This window comes from Pseudomonas sp. QC2 (assembly GCF_002859085.1).
Classification (GTDB): Bacteria; Pseudomonadota; Gammaproteobacteria; order Pseudomonadales; family Pseudomonadaceae; genus Aquipseudomonas; species Aquipseudomonas petroselini.
In genome coordinates, this window is sequence record NZ_PKKS01000010.1 from 241,699 (window position 1) to 258,803 (window position 17,105).

Here is a 17,105-nt window from a genome sequence, read left to right on the forward strand (position 1 = left end):
CGCCCGCACACGTTGCGCGGCACCGCAAAGGTCTCGCCTGAGGAGTACATGGAATGCTGACTCGCAACAGAACAACCTTCACCTTGAGCCTCGCCAGCCTGAGTTGCGCGCTGGCCCTCGCCCTGCCCTTGAGCGCCCATGGCGCCGCCACCCCTGCCGTGGTGCACACCGTCGGCGCGCCGGACATGAGCCAGGCCGACTTCGACACCTCCAAGCAGATTTACTTCGAGCGCTGCGCCGGTTGCCACGGTGTGCTGCGCAAGGGCGCCACCGGCAAACCGCTGACCCCGGATATCACCCAGGCGCGGGGCCAGGCCTACCTGGAAGCGTTGATCACCTACGGTTCGCCCGCCGGCATGCCGAACTGGGGCACCTCCAATGCGTTGACCAAGGCGCAGATCACCAGCATGGCCACGTTTATCCAGCACACCGCGCCCACCCCGCCGGAATGGGGCATGGCCGAGACGCTCAAGACCTGGAAAGTGCTGGTCAAACCCGCAGACCGGCCAAAGAAACAGCTGAACACACTCAACCTGGAAAACCTGTTTTCCGTGACCCTGCGCGACGACGGCAAGATCGCCCTGATTGACGGCGACACCAAGCAGATCGTCAAACTCATCGACACCGGCTACGCCGTGCATATTTCGCGGATCTCCGCCTCCGGCCGCTACCTGCTGGTGATCGGCCGCGACGCCAAGATCGACATGATCGACCTGTGGCCCGCCGAGCCGACCAAGGTCGCCGAGATCAAGGTGGGTATCGAAGCGCGCTCGGTGGAAACCTCCAAGTACAAGGGCTTTGAAGACAAGTACACGATCGCAGGCTCTTACTGGCCGCCGCAGTTCACTATCATGGATGGCGAGACCCTCGAGCCCAAGCAGATCGTGTCCACGCGTGGCATGACCGTGGACAAGCAGGAGTACCACCCCGAACCGCGGGTGGCGGCGATCATTGCGTCCCACGAATGGCCGGAGTTCATCGTCAACGTCAAGGAAACCGGCAAGGTGATGCTGGTCAATTACCAGGACATCAAGAACCTCACCATCACCACCATCGACGCCGCACCGTTCCTGCATGACGGCGGCTGGGACAGCACTCACCGCTACTTCCTCACGGCGGCCAACAACTCGAACAAGGTGGCAGTGATCGACTCCAAGTTGCGCACGCTCACCGCCCTGGTGGACGTCGGCAAGACCCCGCACCCCGGCCGTGGCGCCAACTTCGTCCATCCGCAATACGGGCCGGTGTGGGCCACCAGCCATTTGGGTGACGGCGGTATTTCGCTGATCGGCACCGACCCGGTCAAGCACGCGCAGTACGCCTGGAAACAGGTGGCATCACTGAAGGGCCAGGGCGGCGGTTCGCTGTTTATCAAGACCCACCCCAACTCCCACCACCTCTATGTGGACACCACGCTCAACCCCGATGCCAAGCTCAGCCAATCCGTGGCGGTCTTCGACATCAACCACCTCGACAAGGGCTACAGCGTGCTGCCGATTGCCGAGTATTCCGGCATCAAGCAAGGCGCCTTGCGCGTGGTGCAACCGGAATACAACAAGGCCGGCGACGAGGTGTGGTTCTCGGTGTGGAACGGCCAGACCGAAGAGTCGGCGCTGGTGGTGATCGACGACAAAACCTTGAAGCTCAAGCAGGTGATCAAGGACAAGCGCCTGATCACCCCCACCGGCAAGTTCAACGTGTTCAACACCCAACACGATATTTATTGAGCCCCATCAACACGAGGTCACCCAATGAAAAATATTCTCCTCGCATTGCTGGCAGCCGCCGCTGCGCTCAGCCTGCAACCGGTGCTGGCACAAGACGGCCCGGCCTTGTTCAAGAGCAAGCCCTGCGCAGCCTGCCATTCCATCGACAGCAAACTGGTGGGCCCGGCCTTGAAGGACGTGGCGGCCAAGAATGCCGGCGTGAAAGACGCCGCTGCAACGCTGGCCGGCCACATCAAGAACGGCACCCAGGGCAACTGGGGGCCGATCCCGATGCCACCCAACCCCGTCACGGATGACGAAGCCAAGGTACTCGCCGACTGGGTCCTGAGCTTGAAATAACCCCGAGGAGCGCGCCATGAACGCATCGATGATCGGTACCGCCCTGGCGCTGCTTTTGCTGATTCCCACGCGGGCGGCGGCGATACCTGACGCCACCCGCCTGGAACACCTGCTGACCCAGGACTGCGGCGCCTGCCACGGTCTGTACCTCACCGGCGGCCTGGGTCCGCCCCTGACACCCGAGGCGCTCGCCGGGCACAGCCGCGACAGCCTGATTGCCACCGTGACCCATGGCCGCCCTGCCCGTGCGATGCCCGGCTGGGCACCGCTGCTCAGCGCCGACGACATCGCCTGGTTGGTCGACCGTCTCTTGCAAGGAATCCCCGCACCATGATCCGCCCCACCTGTTTAGCCCTGTGCCTGCTGCTCGGCGCCTGCACCCAGCCTGCGTTGCGCGGCACCGGTGACCTGGGCCTGGTGATCGAACGCACCACCGCCAGTGTGCAAATCATTGAAACCACCGGCATGCAGAGCCTGGCGCGCATCGAGGGCCTGGGCGACCTGTCTCATGCCTCGGTAGTGTTTTCCCGCGACCAGCGCCAGGCCTATGTATTTGGCCGTGACGGCGGGCTGACCCAAGTCGACCTGCTGGGCCAACGCATCGAAAAACGCATCCTCCAGGGCGGCAACAGCATTGGCGGCGCCATCAGCCAGGATGGGCGCCTGATTGCCGTCTCCAACTACCAGCCCGGCGGGGTCAAGGTGTTCGATGCCGTGACCCTGGCACTGGTCGCCGACATCCCCGCCACCGCCCTGCCCGACGGCAAACGCTCGCGGGTGGTGGGCCTGGTGGATGCGCCCGGCCAACGTTTTGTGTTCAGCCTGTTCGACACCGGCGAGATCTGGAGTGCGGATTTCAGCCAGGGCAACACGCCGAAGATCACCCGGTTCACCGGGATCGGCGAGCAACCCTACGACGCCCTGATCACCGCCGACGGCCGCTACTACATGGCCGGCCTGTTCGGCGAGGACGGCATGGCCCAGCTCGACCTGTGGCACCCCGAACACGGCGTAAAACGCGTATTGGCCGACTACGGTCGCGGCCAGGAAAAGTTGCCGGTGTACAAGATGCCTCACCTCGAAGGCTGGGCCGTGGCCGATAACCAGGCGTTCGTGCCCGCCGTGGGGCGCCACCAGGTGCTGGTGATGGACGCACGCAGCTGGCAGCAGACCGCCGCCATCGCGGTGGCCGGCCAACCGATCTTCGTCACCGCACGGCCGGACGGACGCCAGCTGTGGGTGAACTTCGCCTACCCGGACAACGACCGCGTGCAGGTGCTCGACAGTGAAACCCACCAGATCGTCGCCGACCTGCGCCCCGGCCCCGGCGTGTTGCACATGGAGTTCACCGGGCGTGGCGAGCAGCTGTGGCTGTCGGTGCGCGATGGCGCCCAGGTGCAGGTCTGGGACCCGTATCGCCTGACCCTGCTCAAGACCTTGCCGGCCTTGAGCCCCAGCGGAATTTTCTTCAGCAGCCGTGCGCAAAAAATGGGGTATTGAGATGGACCTTGACCTGCTCAGCCAGCAGTTGATCGAACGCTACCAGCACGGCATGCCGCTGTGCGCCGAACCTTACCGGGAAATGGCCCAGGTGCTGGGTTGCAGCGAAGCCGAGTTGATGGCCTGCCTGCAACGCCTGGAATTGGCCGGGGCCTTGTCACGCATCGGCCCTGTGTTCGAACACACCCGCGCCGGCGCCAGCACCCTGGCCGCCCTGGCCGTGCCGATCGAGCGCCTGGAACAGGTGGCCCGCCGTGTCAGCCAGTACCCGGAGGTCAACCACAACTATGCGCGCGAACACCATTACAACCTGTGGTTCGTGCTGACCGGCCCGCATCGCCAGCACCTGGAACAGGTGCTTGAGGAGCTGGAAAAGGACACCGGCCTCTGCCCCCTGGACCTGCCGATGCTCACCGCCTACCGCATTGACCTCGGGTTTTCCCTGGGAGCACTCCCGTGATCTCGCCCCTGAGCCACGAGCAGATGCTCGACCTGCGCCAGTGCCTGGAGCGCGGCTTGCCCCTTGTCGTGCGGCCCTATGAGGACCTGGCGAAGCAGATCGGTGCCCATCACGACCAAGTGCTGCAGCAGATGCAGCAATGGCACGAGCAAGGCCTGTTCCGCCGCGTCGGTCTGGTGCTGAACCATCGCGCCCTGGGTTTTGTCGCCAACGCCATGCTGGTGCTCGATGTGCCGGACGCGCTGGTGGATGAGGTGGGTACACGCCTGGGCCGCGCGGCCGGCATCAACCTGTGTTACCAACGCCCGCGCCGCTTGCCGCAGTGGCGCTACAACCTGTTCTGCATGGTGCACGGGCGCCAGCGTGAAGCCGTGACCGAGCATATCCAGGCGGTGCTGCACCAGCATCAGCTCAGCGACCTGCCCCACCAGTTGCTGTTCAGCACCCGCGCCTACAAACAATGCGGTGGCCGCTTTGCGCCGCCGCCCTCACAGGTATGGGCGCATGGATGATCTCGATCGGCGCTTGATCAATCGCCTGCAACGCGGCCTGCCGCTGGTGCGCCAGCCCTGGCAGCCGGTGGCCGAGGAACTGCACAGCAGTCCCGACGAACTGCTTGACCGCCTGCATGTCCTGCTCGAAGACGACGTACTGACCCGCTTCGGCCCGATGTTCGACATCGAGCGCCTCGGCGGCGCCTTCACCCTCGCCGCCCTGGCGGTGCCCGAACCCCGATTTTACGCGGTGGCCGCGCAACTCAACGCACTGCCCCAGGTGGCCCACAACTATCGCCGCGACCACCGCTGGAACATGTGGTTCGTACTGGCCTGCGCCAGCGAGGCGGAATTGGCCGTCACCTTGTCCCGCATCGAAGCCCTCACGGGGTTGGCGGTGCTCAATCTGCCGAAGGAGCAAACCTACCATGTCGGTGTGTATTTCCCGGTCTGACAACGCCCTGGCCCTGCGCCTGATCGCCCTCACCCAAAGCGGCCTGCCGCTGGTGGAAGACCCATGGGCATGGCTCGCCGAGCAATTGGGCATCAGCGTCGAATCGACCCTGGACCTGCTCAAGCGCCTGCAGGCCGAAGGCGCGATCCGGCGCATCGCCGCCGTGCCCAACCATTACCGCCTGGGTTATCGGCACAACGGCATGACCGTGTGGGACGTGGCCGACGAGCAGATGCCACGCCTGGGTGAGTTACTCGGTGCACAGCCCTTCGTCAGCCATTGCTACCGGCGCCCGCGCAGGCCCGACTGGCCCTACAACCTGTTCGCCATGGTGCATGGGCGCAGCCGCGAGGAAATCGACAGTTACCGTGAGCACCTGCGCTACCTGTTGGGTGACGCGTGCCGCGCCGACGAGATGTTGGTGAGCAGCCGCATCCTGAAAAAAACCGGCTTGCGCCTGACCCCCTCGCACTAGAAGGAGCCTCCCTATGCTGCGGATCAGTCAGTACCTGCGCACCCTCGCCGGCCAGTGCCCGCCACCGCGCACCTCGCCTCCCGGCAGCGACCGGCCCCCCGTGGTGATCTGGAACCTGCTCAGGCGCTGCAACCTCACCTGCAAACACTGCTACGCGACCAGCGCCGACAGCGTGTTCCGCGATGAATTGGACACCGCCGCCGCACGGGCGGTGATTGATGACCTGCAGGCTGCCGGGGTGCGCGTGCTGATCCTGTCGGGGGGCGAACCGCTGTTGCGCGACGACCTGTTCCAGCTCAGTGCCTATGCCCGCGACAAAGGTTTTTTCGTCGCGCTGTCGACCAATGGCACGCTGATCGATGAGCAGAATATCCAGCAGATCGCCGATGCGCGCTTTGACTATGTCGGCATCAGCATCGATGGCCTGGAGGCCACCCACGACGCGTTCCGTCAACTGCACGGCAGTTTCCAGCGCTCCATGCATGCCATCCGCCTGTGCCGCGAGGCTGGGATTCGCGTCGGCCTGCGCACCACCCTGACCCAGGACAATCACGCACAACTGCCGCAGTTGCTGGCGCTGATGCGCACCTACGATGTGCAGAAGTTCTACCTGTCGCACCTCAACTACAGCGGGCGCGGCAAACGCAGCCGCCAATTGGATGCGCACCGGCAGATGAGCCGCGACGCCATGGCGCTGATTTTCCAGCAGGCCTGGCACGACATCGAACACGGCATCGACAGCGATTTCGTCAGTGGCAACAACGACGCCGACGCGGTGCTGTTGCTGCAATGGGTGCACCGCCACTTGCCCGAACACTACCCGCAGCTTGAACAGATGCTGCATGGCTGGGGCGGCAACGCGTCGGGCAGCGGCATCGCCAATATCGACAACACCGGCGAGGTACACCCGGACACCTACTGGTGGCAGCACTCGGTAGGCAATGTGCGCAACACCCCCTTCCGCCAGCTCTGGCTGGACCAGCCCGACCCGTTGCTGCTGCGCCTGCGTGAGCACCCGCGCAACGTCGGCGGGCGCTGCGCCGAATGCCGCTGGCTGGCGATCTGCAACGGCAACACGCGCACCCGCGCCTGGGCCGACGGCGACCTCTGGGGCCAGGACCCCGGTTGCCACCTCAGCGACACCGAGATCGCCCGCCAGCCGCTCACCCTGATCCCTTGCGTCACCCGGTGACACAACCGAGGGCGCCTACCTGATGATGAACCAAGGACGTCTCATGCACACAGCCACCGCCCTACCCGCCAGTTTGCACAGCCCCTTCCACCCCGGTGAAGTCGCATTGGTCGGCGCCGGCCCCGGCGACCCACGCCTGCTCACCCTGCGCGCCTGGAGCCTGTTGATGCAGGCCGACGCGGTGGTGTTCGACCGCCTGATCAGCGCCGAACTGCTGGCGCTGATCCCCCTGACCTGCGCCCGCCATTACGTGGGCAAGGCCAGCGGTTACCACAGCCTGCCCCAGGACCAACTCAACGAACTGCTGGCCGAGTTGGCCAACCAGGGCCAACGGGTGGTGCGCCTCAAGGGCGGCGACCCCTTTATCTTCGGGCGCGGTGCCGAGGAACTCGAATACCTGCTGGCACGGGACATCCCCTGCCAGGTGGTGCCGGGGATCACCGCCGCGTCCGGCTGCAGCGCCTACGCGGGTATCCCGCTGACCCACCGCGACCTGGTCAACTCCTGCCGTTTCGTCACCGGGCACTTGCAGCGCGACGGCGCCTTGAAATTGCCCTGGGCCAGCCTGGCCGAGCCGAGCCAGACCCTGGTGTTCTACATGGGCCTGTCGAACCTGGCACTGATCGCCGAACACTTGGTGGCAGCCGGTCTGCCGGCGGACACCCCGGCTGCCTTGATCAGCAACGGTGCACGCGCCGACCAGCGTGTGGCCCGAGGCACCCTGCGCCAGCTGCCGACCCTGGCTGCCGACTGCGAACCGGGTGTGCCGACGCTCACCGTGATCGGCCAGGTGGTGAACCTGTTTGCCGGGGCCAGCCTGCACTATCCCGCCAGCCTGTCGGCGCCCCGCGTACCGGTGGCGGTATGAAACGCCTGCTGCTGGTGCCGCTGCTCTGGGCTTCGGCCGCCCATGGCACGCCGGCGCAGGATTACCAGCAGTATTGCGCAGGCTGCCATGGCCTCAACCGTATCGGCGCCACCGGCCCGGCGTTGCTGCCGGAAAGCCTGGGGCGCATCAAGCCGGACGAGGTGCGCAAGGTCATCGAACAGGGCCGCCCCGCCAGCCAGATGGCCGGGTTTGCGGCGCAGCTGAATGCCGCGCAGATTGATGGCCTGGCGGATTTCCTGCAGCAACCGCCGGCCACCCCCGCCACCTGGAACGAACAGGCGATCCGCACCAGCCATCGTCTGCTGGCAGACCTGAGCCAGTTGCCCAGCACCCCGCAACACCACGCCGACCCGCTGAACCTGTTTGTGGTGGTGGAATCCGGCGACCATCACATCGATATTCTCGACGGCGATCGCTTTACCGTGCTGGACCGCTTCGCCAGCCACTTTGCCGTGCACGGCGGGCCGAAGTTCTCGCCGGATGGGCGCTTCGTCTATTTTGCTTCCCGCGATGGCTGGATCAGCCTGTACGACCTGCACAACCTCAAACTGATCGCCGAAACCCGTGCCGGGCTCAACACCCGCAACCTGGCGGTGAGCAAGGATGGCCGCTGGGTGTTGGTGGGCAACTACCTGCCGGGCAACCTGGTGGTGCTCGATGCGCGTGACCTGTCGCTGGTCAAGACGCTGGACACCGGCTCGCGGGTCAGCGCCGTGTATACCGCGCCGCCGCGCAACAGTTTTGTAGTGGCGCTCAAGGATGTGAATGAAATCTGGGAACTGTCCTACGCGGCGACGCAGCCCAGCTGGGAGCCCCGGCGCATAGCGGCGCGGGATGTGCTCGACGACTTCTCCTTCACCCCCGATTACCGCCAGTTGCTCGCCACTTCACGCAAGGCCGGTGGCGGCCAAGTGATCGACCTGGACTCCGGCGCAGTGGTCACCGATATTCCGCTGGCGGGTATGCCGCACCTGGGCTCGGGCACCTATTGGCAACGCGATGGAAAATGGGTATTCGCCACACCGAACATCAGCCAGGGGCAAATCAGCGTGCTCGACCCCGTCAGCTGGAAACTGATCAAGCAGATCCCCACCCTGGGCCCGGGCTTTTTCATGCGCAGCCATATCAACTCACGCTACGTGTGGAGCGACGTGTTTTTCGGGCCGGACAACGACGCGATCCACCTGATCGACAAGCAAACCCTGGAAATCGCCCACACCCTGCGACCGGTACCGGGCAAGACCGCAGCGCACGTGGAGTTCACCCGCGACGGGCGTTACGTGCTGCTGAGCATCTGGGCCACCGACGGCGCGCTGATCGTCTACGACAGCCAGACACTCAGGGAGATCAAACGCCTGCCCATGAACAAACCGTCGGGCAAATACAACGTGGGCAACAAGATCGAGTTTGCCGAGGGCACATCGCACTGAGGCATGGGTTTGCAGGTGTGCGAAGGCGTTATCGGCCATAGACCGCTCCCACACCTTGATCCGGATTGGGCCACTGATGAGGCCTGCTAGGGCGCTTCGAACAACCGGCACAATCTATCCACCTGGGTACGCCCGGCTGGCAGGACACACAGGAACTGTGCCGACAATTCAATCAGGCCATCGCGGTTCCACTCTTCCAGCAGCGGCCAGATCGATGAGAAGTAGCGTGCGAAGATCACGCCGTATCGCCGCTCGATGCCCTGGATGTCCAGTTCCAGGTCGCAGGCCAGGCGTTCCACTACGCAGTCGCGCAGTGCATCGCCGGCGTTGCGTTGCCAGCCCTGACAGGTGGCGAGTTGGCCGTTGTCCAGCGCCTGTGCGTAGACATGTTCGTCCGTGGCGTTCTGCGCGCACAGCGTGTCGATCTGGCTGATGGCGCCCAGGCCCAACCCGATATGGTCGCAGTAACCGTGCAGGGTAAAACCTTCGCAGGTGCGACTCAGCCGACCGCGCTCCTGGGCCTGGGTGAGGTCATCGTCGCCACGGGCAAACTGGCCCAGGCCGATGTAGTGGTAACCCGCTGCGTCCAGGTGTTCGTAGCACAGCTGGCGCATGGCGGTTTTATCCGCCGCGTTGCACAGCGCCGAGGGCGATTGCGCCAGGTAACGGCTTGGTGGCCGGGCGTAGTCGAACACCTGCAGGCGGTCCGGTTCCAGGGCGATCAGGCTGGCCAGTTTCAGCTCGAAACTGGCCAAGGTCTGCCAGGCGCTCCCATAGCCCAAGTCGACACTGACCGAGCGAAAGTCAAAGGTGCGCGCCGCATCGATCAACGATTGGATCGGCGCCGGGTCGCGGTAGTACGCCTGGGAATAGGCATCCTCGGCACGCGCATCGGGCACACCAATGCACATGCGGTTGAACCCAAGGTCGCGCAGCAGGCCGACGCCAGCCCAATCGGTGTGGCGAGGGTCGAGGTCGATGCCGTAGTCGCCGCGGTCATGCTCATGGAAGTGCAAGCGTTCAAGCAGAGGGGTCATCAGCGCTTGCACATCGCCAATCGGCGCTGCCCCGCGCCACTGGAGGTAGTCCACCGGCTGGCGGCTGCCGAGGTGGCAGCCGATCAAATGAATCTCCTGGGCCAGGCTGCGCCGGTAAGCATCGCTGGGGGTGCTGGCCGGCCAGTGCAGGGTCAAGGCCAGCGGGCGTTGCCGTTGGCGACTGCTGCGCAATGCACGCAATACGTCAAGGGAGCCGATGCCCGCGTGAAACCTGCGGACATCGGCCTGCCCATTCAGGTCCAGTACACCTTGATCGTGGCGTGCACGTACGAGAGGAATGACGGTGTGCATGACGGGCTCCGGGGCCGGTGACGGTCCGTCATTGTCCGGTGCGACGCCACGGCGCACCTTGATATGCATCAAGGGCTTTACCCGCTGAGGTAAAACATGCTTTTGGCCAACAGCACAATCGCGACCATATGGGCGAACAGGCTCAAGTGCACAAAACGCAAATAACGCGGCCCCACGCGACCGAGCCGCATGCGCAGCATCGTCAACAGAAAGTGCACCAACACACTGGCGGCGAGGATCAGTTTGAGGGTGAGCAAGGTGCCGAAGGACGAGGCGAAAGGCGCGGCGAGTACGGGCAAATAACGCAACCCGACCATGCCGATCCCGGCGCCGAACAGCACCAGCAACACCCACGGCATCAACACCCGGGCACGCTGGCCGATGCCCTGCTCGACCAGCAGCATCACCCGGTTGGGCAATTGCCGATGCAGACTCGCCAAGATCAGCACTTCGAAAAACACCGTGCCGATAAAGATCAGCGCCGCGAACAGATGAGCCAGCAAAAACAGCAGGTAAAGCATGGTGGCCTCGCAGAAGGGCCCGCCGTGGGGAGCCCACTATGCAGGCCCGCACGCCGAGCGACCTTGATGTCGATCAAGCGCCTCTCATGGCACGCGCAACCAACCACCGAATTCGCCTCGGTCTGTCAACGGGCACCAGGCGAAATCCCATAACGGCGCTGGCAGTACCTGATGTTCGGCGCCCTTGAGCGGGGCGCCTTTCCAATCGAACACGCGCATGCCCTGCCAGGCCAGCACCACGCCATGGGCCTCGCTCTGATCGGCATTGACCCATCCGGCAGCCGCCGCGGCCATGAATGCCTCGATCGGTTCATCGTCGATCTGCGCACGGTACGGCGAGCCCAGCAGCCAGCGACAGACGTTCAGGTGATAGGTCCAATCCAACGGCGGACGGTTGCGATACGCCCAGGTCATGAAACTGCGAAACAGGTTCAGGCCCTCGGGCGGGTCGAGTTTGAGCAGCGCCGGGCAGAGGTCGAACAGGCTGTGCCAATACGGCAACAGGCGTGCATCCAGGTGCACGAAGCTACGCGAGTTGCTGGGGTAGTCCGGCGGTGCGGGTTCCGCGCGCAGGCGACGGGACGCCTTGCTGACCAGGCGGCAGGCGCCTGCAGGCAATAAGGGGTGCATGAAATGTACTCACAGTCGTGACGATAGAACGCCTCCTGGTCTCAGGAGGCCCAAGGCACACGTCAGAATGCGGGGGATGCGCGGGGGTTGGCCGAGGGCCAGAGGTATCGCGGCGGCGCCTTGTTACGCCGTTCATGGGCCGGGCGCGGCGTTTGCCCCAGGCCCAGCAGCCAGGCGAGGCCGATCAGGAACACCAGCGCAACGGTCACGGCGTTGCACACCGGGCAGGCAAAGTAGTTCGAGATGTTGCTGGAAGCCGGGCTGCCCAACCCTTTGTCGGAAAGTGGCGCCTGCTTGCCGTCCACCGAACAGAACGCCCCGCCGATGCCATTGAGTGCCTGCCCCGTCATCTGCCCATGCCCCAAACCGCAGGCGAACAGGTTCATCAGCACGCAGAAGTACAGGGCCCAGGCGATCAGCGAACGGTCGGGGTGGCTCAATTTCATGGCGGCGACTCTACCACCAGCGCCGCAAAAGGATGAAGCGCGGCATGCCCCTGTGGCAGAACGTCGCAGATTACGTGCGCTTCCCAGGGTTGGTAGACTGGGCGCCCTCAAAGCCTGATGTGTCGATCCAGAGCAATGCAGGCGTTTCACAGGATGCACCGTTGATGAGTACGTTATTCACCCGCCGCAAAGTGCTGACCGGTATGGGCCTGTTGGGCCTGGGCGGCCTGCTGGGCGGCTGTGACTACAGCCCCAAGCTGAATTTCAAGTACGGCAAGGACTTGAGCGACAAGATCATGGGCCGCACCTTCAAGCTCAAGAACACCGCCGGCGAAACCGTCACCCTGAGCTCGTTCCGAGGCCTGATGCCGGTGGTGTTCTTCGGTTTCACCCAGTGCCCGGCCGTGTGCCCGACCACCCTGGCGCGCGCCGCCCAGGCCAAGAAGCTGATGGGCCGCGACGGCGAAATCATGCAGGTGGTGTTTATCACCCTGGACCCGGAGCGCGACACGCCAGAGATCCTCGACAGGTACGTCAAGGCCTTCGACCCCAGCTTCGAAGCGCTGTACGGCACCCCGGAAGAAATCGCCGTGGCCGCCAAGGAGTTCGGGATCTTTTATGAAAAGATCCCCGCCGGCGATACCTACACCCTGTCCCACACGGCCACCAGTTTCGTGTTCGATACGCGTGGCAACCTGCGCCTGGGCCTGCAGGCATCCCTTACCGCTAAAGAGTGCGCAGAAGACCTGCTCACCGTCATGGAGGTCTGCTAATGACTGCCGTTCAACACCTCAAACGCACCCTTATCGGCATGACCCTGCTGGGCCTTGCGGCGCACGCCAGCGCCCAGGTGCAAGTGACCGACGCGTGGGTGCGCGCCAGCGTGCCGGGCCAACCGTCCAGCGGTGCATTCATGACCGTCACCGCCGACACCGACAGCCAGCTGCTGAGCGTGACCTCGCCGGTGGCCAAGGACGTGCAGATCCATGAAATGAGCATGAAGGACGACGTGATGCACATGGGCCCGGTGGACTCGGTGGCCCTGCCTGCCGGCAAAGCGGTGGTCCTCGACCCCAATGGTTACCACGTGATGCTGATGGGCCTGACCGGCCAGATCAAGGAAGGCGACCAGGTGCCGCTGACCCTGACCGTGCAAAACGCCAAGGGTGAGAAGCAGGCGATTGAAGTGAACGCGCCGACGCGTGGCCTGGATGGGATGGACCACAGCAAGATGCACTGATGCACTGCTCGCCACACTGCTCGCCACCTCAATCGACAATAAACAGCTTCGCCCCAACGCTCGTCGATGAACGATGGCCTTCCATGTCATTGCCCACCTGGTAACTCATTCCGGCCGTCAGGATGAACTGGCGGCCATCTTCCAGTTCCGTGTGCAATTGGCCTTCCAGGCACAACAGCACATGCCCTCGCCAGCACCAATGATCCGCCAGGTAGCCGGGGGTGTATTCGACCATGCGCACGCGGGTAGCGCCGAAGTGGCAGGTGCGCCACAGCGCGTTGCCGGTGACACCTGGGTGAATCACGGGTTCGACCGTGGACCAGTCGGTGGTGCCAAAGGGGACGGCAGTCAGATCCATGTCGGGCTCGGTGGTTGTTTAACGGGGCTTGAGGCTAGCCACTTAGGGCAGCGGGCGATAGACACAGATCAAGCGCTTTTGTGGGATACAGGTATCCTGCCTGCACTGCTCTCCTGGATACGCTTATGCAGATCGACCCAGCCTACGTCCTTCACGAAACCGAACACTGGCGGCTCAACCATCATGTGGCTTCGGCATTGCCCGGTTACCTGATGCTGGGGGCCAAGGCACCGATCCACTCCCTGGCGGACATGCCGGAAGCGGCACTGGCCGAGCTGGGTGGCTTGCTGGCGAAGACCCAGCGAGTGATGGAGGCGCAGCTTGCGCCGAAATGGCTGTATATCAGCCGTTACGGGCACATGCCGGGATTCCCGCTGCACTTTCATTTCATCCCGGTATACCCCTGGGTAGAAGCCGCGTTCTGGCGGGATGATCGATATCGGCTGCTGCAAGGTTTTGGCGCGCCACCGCTGGAGCAAGCACTGACCGATGGGGCTGAGCTGACGCTGTTTGTGTGGCGCGAATTTGGCGAGAGCGCTATGCCGCCGCCGATTCAGGGAGCGTCAGTCGATCAAGTGATAGCACGGCTGCGGGCGGCTTTTCGGGCGGCGAGATAAACCGAAGTGGGCGCTTTCTCCCACACTTTTAGCCGTGTTCCATCAGCTGTTCAGTGGTTTTGTCATTGCAATACACGCCAACGCCAACCCCGATGGCGAGTGATAAATCGCCTGCTCATCCCCCACATACCCGCACGCCCGATAGAAACCCGCTGCGTTCAAGGTCGCATCCAGCACCACCTCTTCAATAGCCAGTTCCCGCGCAACATTCTCAAGATGATCCAGCATCGCCTTGCCATATCCGCAGCCGGTAAACCCAGGCAATACAAACAGTGCGCCCACTTCGTGGTTGTCCAGGTCAAGCATTCCGGTGACTACCGGCTGTCCCTGCACCCAGCCCAGGTAAAACAGTTTATCCATCAGGGTGCTGTAGCCGTCTTCGGCGTCACCCCGCGTCCACATCATCATTTGCTCGTGCGTATAGGCGCCAATGCATTGGCTGCGGATGGCCCGCAAGCGGATGTCGAACGCTATTTGGGCATCCTGCGAGGTGGCCCGTTTGATCTCCAGCATGTCAATTTCCTTCCATGAAATCATCGTGCTATTAACGCATGCCCTAGGCGTTTTCGTCACCGGGGCGGGTGAAGGAATAGCGGTCGATATCGGTGCGCAGGCTCCAACCCTGACCTTGCCAATAGCGGGCGGCGTGGGTGTTGGTCTTGAACACGTCGAGGTGGCATTTGTGGATGCCCAACGACGCCAGTGCGTCGAGGCAGCGTTGCGTTAGCGCCTGCGCAATACCCTGGCGACGATAGTCCGGCAGTACCAGCAAATGCTGCAGGTAACCACGACGCCCGTCGTGGCCGCACATTACGCAAGCGATCAACCGGCCTTCGGCTTCGGCGACAAAACTCAAGCCAGGGTTGCGCGCAAGATAACGCTCGGTGGCGTCACGGGAGTCGGCGTCGCGCAGAGAGATACCGGGGGTATGTTGCATGAGGTGGAGAACGGCGTCGTAGTCGGTCGGGGTCATGATGCGAATGCTGGGCATGGCGTGAAACCTTGTGGGAGCGGGATTGACCTAATGCGAGTCAGTTAAGGGCGAACACTTTACCTGTGGCGAGGGAGCTTGCTCCCGTTGGGCCGCGAAGCAGCCCCAAAATGGGACTGCTGAGCAGTCCAACGGGACGGTGCGACGATTCGACAGCGCCCACCGAAGATAGCGTTTCAGTGCCAGGCAAGTGATGTTTCTTTATGATGTGGCCTTCGCTTAATGCCTCAGGAAATACCATGCCCGCCCTCAGCTTCCGCAACGCCCTCCCCGCCGACGCCGCCCGTTGCTTTGAAATCGAGATCACTGCCTACGAAGGCGATGAAGCCGCGACCCTGGAAAAGATCGCCACGCGGATTGCGCAATACCCGCAAGGTTTTTTGATCCTGGAGGCGGACGGTGAGGTGGTGGGTTTCATCAACTGCGGCTGTGCCTATGACGTGGTGATGTCGGACGAAACGTTCAAGGAGTTGGTGGGCCATTCGGCCGAGGCGCCGAATGTGGTGATCATGTCGGTGGTGGTCGATCCGGCGCATCAGGGCAAAGGGTATTCCAAGGTATTGATGACTGAGTTTGTGGCCCGCATGCGGGCGCTGGGCAAGCAGACGATTCACTTGATGTGCAAGGAACAGCATGTGTCCCTGTACGAGCGCATGGGCTATCAATACACCCGACCTTCGCCTTCCGATCACGGCGGGATGGCGTGGCATGAAATGGTGATGGCGCTTTAGACGGTCCCCGTTGTGGCCTGATTTATGTGTCTAGACATCTAACGGTGGGCAGCCGGTTAAACCGGCTGCTGTCTGCCGATAAACAAAAAACGGATCGGCGTCGCCTTTTCTGACGCAAAACCTGAAACATCGCGAGCGAACACAAACCTCGCCTGACAGCAAGGCAGCTGATGTTATGAATGTGCTCAATGCCGGTTTTAACCCGTTACATCCACCCCAAAACACCTCGTTGAATGCCTCTGAAGGCCTCGGTAGCCTGCGAAGCACTCCGCCGAACCAGCGTCTGGCGGGCCTTCAATTGCCTATCAAAGAGGTGCAGTCATGTCTTCAATCAACGGTTTCTCGCCCTACGCTCCGATGCCCCCGGCCTTCAACACAGACCGGATCGATAACGACCATCCACGGCACAACCCTCTCGACCAGACGGCCGGGGAGGATGCAGAAGTATTCGATCCGAACACGCAAACCTGGCAACCCACCCAGGCCTCTGGCAACGGCCGGCCTATGCCGCTTGGCGATCCTTACCGCGAGGCGATAGATTTCGAGATCAGGGCCGATGATATGGGAGGATGGCAGCGCGCTTAAGGCAACCGGCGATGGGGGGCGGTACTTATCCGCCCCCTTCTGCCCAAAAGGTATCCATCGAGAAGCCCTATGATGACGCCACACCGGATAGAAATCAGCGACCAACCCAACACCGAAGCCGAGCACCTCCTCGGCAGCAGCCTCGCGGCCTTCAACGAGGCCATCACCGGTTTCAACGATCGCCAGCCGCTGACGGTGCTGATCAAAGACCCCATCACGGCACAGATCGTCGGCGGCATCACCGGTAAAACCACGCTGGGCATGGCCTTCCTCGACCTCTTCCACCTGCCCGAACACCTGCGTGGTTCGGGCTTGGGCAGCGAGTTGCTGCAAGCCTTCGAAAACGAAGCCCGCCGCCGTGGCTGTCGCCATGCGGTGCTCTATACCCTCAGCTTCCAGGCCCCGGGGTTTTACGAGAAACATGGCTGGGTAAAATTCGGTGAAGTGCCCTGCGAACCGGCGGGCTGCAGCCGGGTGTTTTTGTCTAAACCGCTGTGACAGTCGACGAGGGATGCAGCGGTCCGTCGTGTCGACAGGCTCAAACGGGACACGCCGCGGTTTTAGCCTGAATGCGCACAGGCAGACCCGGACGATTGCAAACCAATATCATTTGCGCACGGCGCAACGCTTTGCTTTAATCGCGACCAATTCTTATTTGCGCGCTTTTTTGAGCTGGA

The 17,105-nt window shown here is 63.1% G+C and carries 24 protein-coding genes; 17 read left to right on the top strand and 7 right to left on the bottom strand.

What is annotated here, in order from left to right:
- Positions 1-185 precede the first annotated feature (185 nt).
- Genes nirS through QCBJ_RS10590 form a run of 11 tightly spaced genes read left to right on the top strand, consistent with a single transcriptional unit; the run spans position 186 to position 8,960 of the window.
- The gene (gene nirS / locus QCBJ_RS10540; RefSeq protein ID WP_224795890.1) at positions 186-1,727 is read left to right on the top strand and encodes a nitrite reductase; all 1,542 of its coding nucleotides are present in this window, start codon (positions 186-188) and stop codon (positions 1,725-1,727) included.
- A gap of 24 nt (positions 1,728-1,751) precedes the next feature.
- A complete protein-coding gene (locus QCBJ_RS10545; protein ID WP_102060765.1) occupies positions 1,752-2,066 on the top strand; it encodes a c-type cytochrome in 315 nt (104 codons plus the stop codon).
- Positions 2,067-2,082: 16 nt separating this feature from the next.
- Entirely contained in the window at positions 2,083-2,400 is a 318-nt protein-coding gene (locus tag QCBJ_RS10550) for a cytochrome c (protein ID WP_177410657.1), read from the top strand.
- A complete protein-coding gene (locus QCBJ_RS10555; protein WP_102060766.1) occupies positions 2,397-3,566 on the top strand; it encodes a cytochrome D1 domain-containing protein in 1,170 nt (389 codons plus the stop codon). The genes QCBJ_RS10550 and QCBJ_RS10555 overlap by 4 nt, the downstream gene beginning before the upstream one ends.
- Position 3,567: 1 nt before the next feature.
- On the top strand, positions 3,568-4,026 hold the full coding sequence (locus QCBJ_RS10560) for an Lrp/AsnC family transcriptional regulator (protein ID WP_102060767.1): 459 nt from the start codon (positions 3,568-3,570) through the stop codon (positions 4,024-4,026).
- Positions 4,023-4,538, top strand: a complete 516-nt coding sequence (locus QCBJ_RS10565) for an Lrp/AsnC family transcriptional regulator (RefSeq protein WP_102060768.1) — start codon at positions 4,023-4,025, stop codon at positions 4,536-4,538. The genes QCBJ_RS10560 and QCBJ_RS10565 overlap by 4 nt, the downstream gene beginning before the upstream one ends.
- Entirely contained in the window at positions 4,531-4,974 is a 444-nt protein-coding gene (locus QCBJ_RS10570) for an Lrp/AsnC family transcriptional regulator (RefSeq protein WP_102060769.1), read from the top strand. The genes QCBJ_RS10565 and QCBJ_RS10570 overlap by 8 nt, the downstream gene beginning before the upstream one ends.
- Positions 4,949-5,449: an Lrp/AsnC family transcriptional regulator gene (locus QCBJ_RS10575; protein ID WP_102060770.1), complete on the top strand. Its 501-nt coding sequence runs from the start codon at positions 4,949-4,951 to the stop codon at positions 5,447-5,449. The genes QCBJ_RS10570 and QCBJ_RS10575 overlap by 26 nt, the downstream gene beginning before the upstream one ends.
- Before the next feature lie 13 nt (positions 5,450-5,462).
- On the top strand, positions 5,463-6,641 hold the full coding sequence (nirJ, locus tag QCBJ_RS10580; RefSeq protein WP_102060771.1) for a heme d1 biosynthesis radical SAM protein NirJ: 1,179 nt from the start codon (positions 5,463-5,465) through the stop codon (positions 6,639-6,641).
- Positions 6,642-6,684: 43 nt separating this feature from the next.
- Entirely contained in the window at positions 6,685-7,509 is an 825-nt protein-coding gene (gene cobA / locus QCBJ_RS10585) for a uroporphyrinogen-III C-methyltransferase (protein ID WP_102060772.1), read from the top strand.
- Positions 7,506-8,960 carry a nitrite reductase gene (locus QCBJ_RS10590; protein ID WP_102060773.1) on the top strand — a complete coding sequence of 485 codons (1,455 nt, stop codon included), beginning with the start codon at positions 7,506-7,508 and terminating at the stop codon, positions 8,958-8,960. The genes cobA and QCBJ_RS10590 overlap by 4 nt, the downstream gene beginning before the upstream one ends.
- A gap of 86 nt (positions 8,961-9,046) precedes the next feature.
- Here QCBJ_RS10590 and QCBJ_RS10595 read toward each other — a convergent pair whose 3' ends face one another.
- The 4 genes from QCBJ_RS10595 to QCBJ_RS10610 all read right to left on the bottom strand — a co-directional run bounded on the left by QCBJ_RS10595 (position 9,047) and on the right by QCBJ_RS10610 (position 11,906).
- Positions 9,047-10,309 (bottom strand): coproporphyrinogen III oxidase, encoded by a 1,263-nt coding sequence (locus QCBJ_RS10595; RefSeq protein WP_102060774.1) that lies wholly within the window; start codon positions 10,307-10,309, stop codon positions 9,047-9,049.
- 77 nt (positions 10,310-10,386) lie between these two features.
- Positions 10,387-10,830 carry a hypothetical protein gene (locus tag QCBJ_RS10600; RefSeq protein ID WP_102060775.1) on the bottom strand — a complete coding sequence of 148 codons (444 nt, stop codon included), beginning with the start codon at positions 10,828-10,830 and terminating at the stop codon, positions 10,387-10,389.
- 84 nt (positions 10,831-10,914) lie between these two features.
- Complete coding sequence (locus QCBJ_RS10605; RefSeq protein WP_102060776.1) at positions 10,915-11,460, bottom strand: putative natural product biosynthesis protein; 546 nt, start codon at positions 11,458-11,460, stop codon at positions 10,915-10,917.
- A gap of 62 nt (positions 11,461-11,522) precedes the next feature.
- A complete protein-coding gene (locus QCBJ_RS10610) occupies positions 11,523-11,906 on the bottom strand; it encodes a DUF2946 domain-containing protein (protein ID WP_012724770.1) in 384 nt (127 codons plus the stop codon).
- Positions 11,907-12,070: 164 nt separating this feature from the next.
- Between QCBJ_RS10610 and QCBJ_RS10615 the strand changes: the two genes are divergently transcribed.
- Both QCBJ_RS10615 and QCBJ_RS10620 read left to right on the top strand, forming a co-directional pair.
- On the top strand, positions 12,071-12,679 hold the full coding sequence (locus QCBJ_RS10615) for an SCO family protein (protein WP_012724771.1): 609 nt from the start codon (positions 12,071-12,073) through the stop codon (positions 12,677-12,679).
- On the top strand, positions 12,679-13,146 hold the full coding sequence (locus QCBJ_RS10620; RefSeq protein ID WP_102060777.1) for a copper chaperone PCu(A)C: 468 nt from the start codon (positions 12,679-12,681) through the stop codon (positions 13,144-13,146). Before QCBJ_RS10615 ends, QCBJ_RS10620 begins: the two co-directional genes overlap by 1 nt.
- 28 nt (positions 13,147-13,174) lie before the next feature.
- On the opposite strand, the gene QCBJ_RS10625 is transcribed toward QCBJ_RS10620, so the two are convergent.
- The gene (locus QCBJ_RS10625; protein ID WP_102060778.1) at positions 13,175-13,504 is read right to left on the bottom strand and encodes a DHCW motif cupin fold protein; all 330 of its coding nucleotides are present in this window, start codon (positions 13,502-13,504) and stop codon (positions 13,175-13,177) included.
- 125 nt (positions 13,505-13,629) lie between these two features.
- Here QCBJ_RS10625 and QCBJ_RS10630 point away from each other — a divergent pair, with 125 nt between their 5' ends.
- A complete protein-coding gene (locus QCBJ_RS10630) occupies positions 13,630-14,121 on the top strand; it encodes an HIT family protein (protein ID WP_102060779.1) in 492 nt (163 codons plus the stop codon).
- Positions 14,122-14,163: 42 nt separating this feature from the next.
- Here QCBJ_RS10630 and QCBJ_RS10635 read toward each other — a convergent pair whose 3' ends face one another.
- Complete coding sequence (locus tag QCBJ_RS10635) at positions 14,164-14,634, bottom strand: GNAT family N-acetyltransferase (protein WP_102060780.1); 471 nt, start codon at positions 14,632-14,634, stop codon at positions 14,164-14,166.
- Between the two features lie 43 nt (positions 14,635-14,677).
- Positions 14,678-15,112 carry a GNAT family N-acetyltransferase gene (locus QCBJ_RS10640; RefSeq protein ID WP_102060781.1) on the bottom strand — a complete coding sequence of 145 codons (435 nt, stop codon included), beginning with the start codon at positions 15,110-15,112 and terminating at the stop codon, positions 14,678-14,680.
- A 239-nt stretch (positions 15,113-15,351) separates the two neighbouring features.
- On the opposite strand from QCBJ_RS10640, the gene QCBJ_RS10645 reads away from it, so the two are divergent.
- The 3 genes from QCBJ_RS10645 (at position 15,352) to QCBJ_RS10655 (ending at position 16,926) form a co-directional block, all read left to right on the top strand.
- Positions 15,352-15,843, top strand: coding sequence for a GNAT family N-acetyltransferase (locus tag QCBJ_RS10645; protein ID WP_102060782.1), 492 nt, complete (start codon positions 15,352-15,354; stop codon positions 15,841-15,843).
- A 321-nt stretch (positions 15,844-16,164) separates the two neighbouring features.
- Positions 16,165-16,428: a hypothetical protein gene (locus QCBJ_RS10650; RefSeq protein WP_043205487.1), complete on the top strand. Its 264-nt coding sequence runs from the start codon at positions 16,165-16,167 to the stop codon at positions 16,426-16,428.
- 72 nt (positions 16,429-16,500) lie between these two features.
- Positions 16,501-16,926, top strand: coding sequence for a GNAT family N-acetyltransferase (locus QCBJ_RS10655; protein WP_102060832.1), 426 nt, complete (start codon positions 16,501-16,503; stop codon positions 16,924-16,926).
- The last annotated feature ends 179 nt before the right edge of the window (positions 16,927-17,105 follow it).

Excerpts from the sequence above, each read along its gene's own strand:
- QCBJ_RS10550 (WP_177410657.1), top strand. The coding sequence starts at position 2,083 with ATGAACGCATCGATGATCGGTACCGCCCTGGCGCTGCTTTTGCTGATT.
- QCBJ_RS10635 (WP_102060780.1), bottom strand. The coding sequence starts at position 14,634 with ATGCTGGAGATCAAACGGGCCACCTCGCAGGATGCCCAAATAGCGTTC.
- QCBJ_RS10625 (WP_102060778.1), bottom strand. The coding sequence starts at position 13,504 with ATGGATCTGACTGCCGTCCCCTTTGGCACCACCGACTGGTCCACGGTC.
- QCBJ_RS10655 (WP_102060832.1), top strand. The coding sequence starts at position 16,501 with ATGACGCCACACCGGATAGAAATCAGCGACCAACCCAACACCGAAGCC.
- QCBJ_RS10610 (WP_012724770.1), bottom strand. The coding sequence starts at position 11,906 with ATGAAATTGAGCCACCCCGACCGTTCGCTGATCGCCTGGGCCCTGTAC.
- QCBJ_RS10645 (WP_102060782.1), top strand. The coding sequence starts at position 15,352 with ATGCCCGCCCTCAGCTTCCGCAACGCCCTCCCCGCCGACGCCGCCCGT.
- QCBJ_RS10595 (WP_102060774.1), bottom strand. The coding sequence starts at position 10,309 with ATGCACACCGTCATTCCTCTCGTACGTGCACGCCACGATCAAGGTGTA.
- QCBJ_RS10615 (WP_012724771.1), top strand. The coding sequence starts at position 12,071 with ATGAGTACGTTATTCACCCGCCGCAAAGTGCTGACCGGTATGGGCCTG.
- QCBJ_RS10575 (WP_102060770.1), top strand. The coding sequence starts at position 4,949 with ATGTCGGTGTGTATTTCCCGGTCTGACAACGCCCTGGCCCTGCGCCTG.
- QCBJ_RS10600 (WP_102060775.1), bottom strand. The coding sequence starts at position 10,830 with ATGCTTTACCTGCTGTTTTTGCTGGCTCATCTGTTCGCGGCGCTGATC.
- QCBJ_RS10560 (WP_102060767.1), top strand. The coding sequence starts at position 3,568 with ATGGACCTTGACCTGCTCAGCCAGCAGTTGATCGAACGCTACCAGCAC.
- QCBJ_RS10590 (WP_102060773.1), top strand. The coding sequence starts at position 7,506 with ATGAAACGCCTGCTGCTGGTGCCGCTGCTCTGGGCTTCGGCCGCCCAT.
- QCBJ_RS10640 (WP_102060781.1), bottom strand. The coding sequence starts at position 15,112 with ATGCCCAGCATTCGCATCATGACCCCGACCGACTACGACGCCGTTCTC.
- QCBJ_RS10555 (WP_102060766.1), top strand. The coding sequence starts at position 2,397 with ATGATCCGCCCCACCTGTTTAGCCCTGTGCCTGCTGCTCGGCGCCTGC.
- cobA (WP_102060772.1), top strand. The coding sequence starts at position 6,685 with ATGCACACAGCCACCGCCCTACCCGCCAGTTTGCACAGCCCCTTCCAC.
- QCBJ_RS10620 (WP_102060777.1), top strand. The coding sequence starts at position 12,679 with ATGACTGCCGTTCAACACCTCAAACGCACCCTTATCGGCATGACCCTG.
- QCBJ_RS10570 (WP_102060769.1), top strand. The coding sequence starts at position 4,531 with ATGGATGATCTCGATCGGCGCTTGATCAATCGCCTGCAACGCGGCCTG.
- QCBJ_RS10650 (WP_043205487.1), top strand. The coding sequence starts at position 16,165 with ATGTCTTCAATCAACGGTTTCTCGCCCTACGCTCCGATGCCCCCGGCC.
- QCBJ_RS10605 (WP_102060776.1), bottom strand. The coding sequence starts at position 11,460 with ATGCACCCCTTATTGCCTGCAGGCGCCTGCCGCCTGGTCAGCAAGGCG.
- nirJ (WP_102060771.1), top strand. The coding sequence starts at position 5,463 with ATGCTGCGGATCAGTCAGTACCTGCGCACCCTCGCCGGCCAGTGCCCG.
- nirS (WP_224795890.1), top strand. The coding sequence starts at position 186 with ATGAGCCAGGCCGACTTCGACACCTCCAAGCAGATTTACTTCGAGCGC.
- QCBJ_RS10630 (WP_102060779.1), top strand. The coding sequence starts at position 13,630 with ATGCAGATCGACCCAGCCTACGTCCTTCACGAAACCGAACACTGGCGG.
- QCBJ_RS10545 (WP_102060765.1), top strand. The coding sequence starts at position 1,752 with ATGAAAAATATTCTCCTCGCATTGCTGGCAGCCGCCGCTGCGCTCAGC.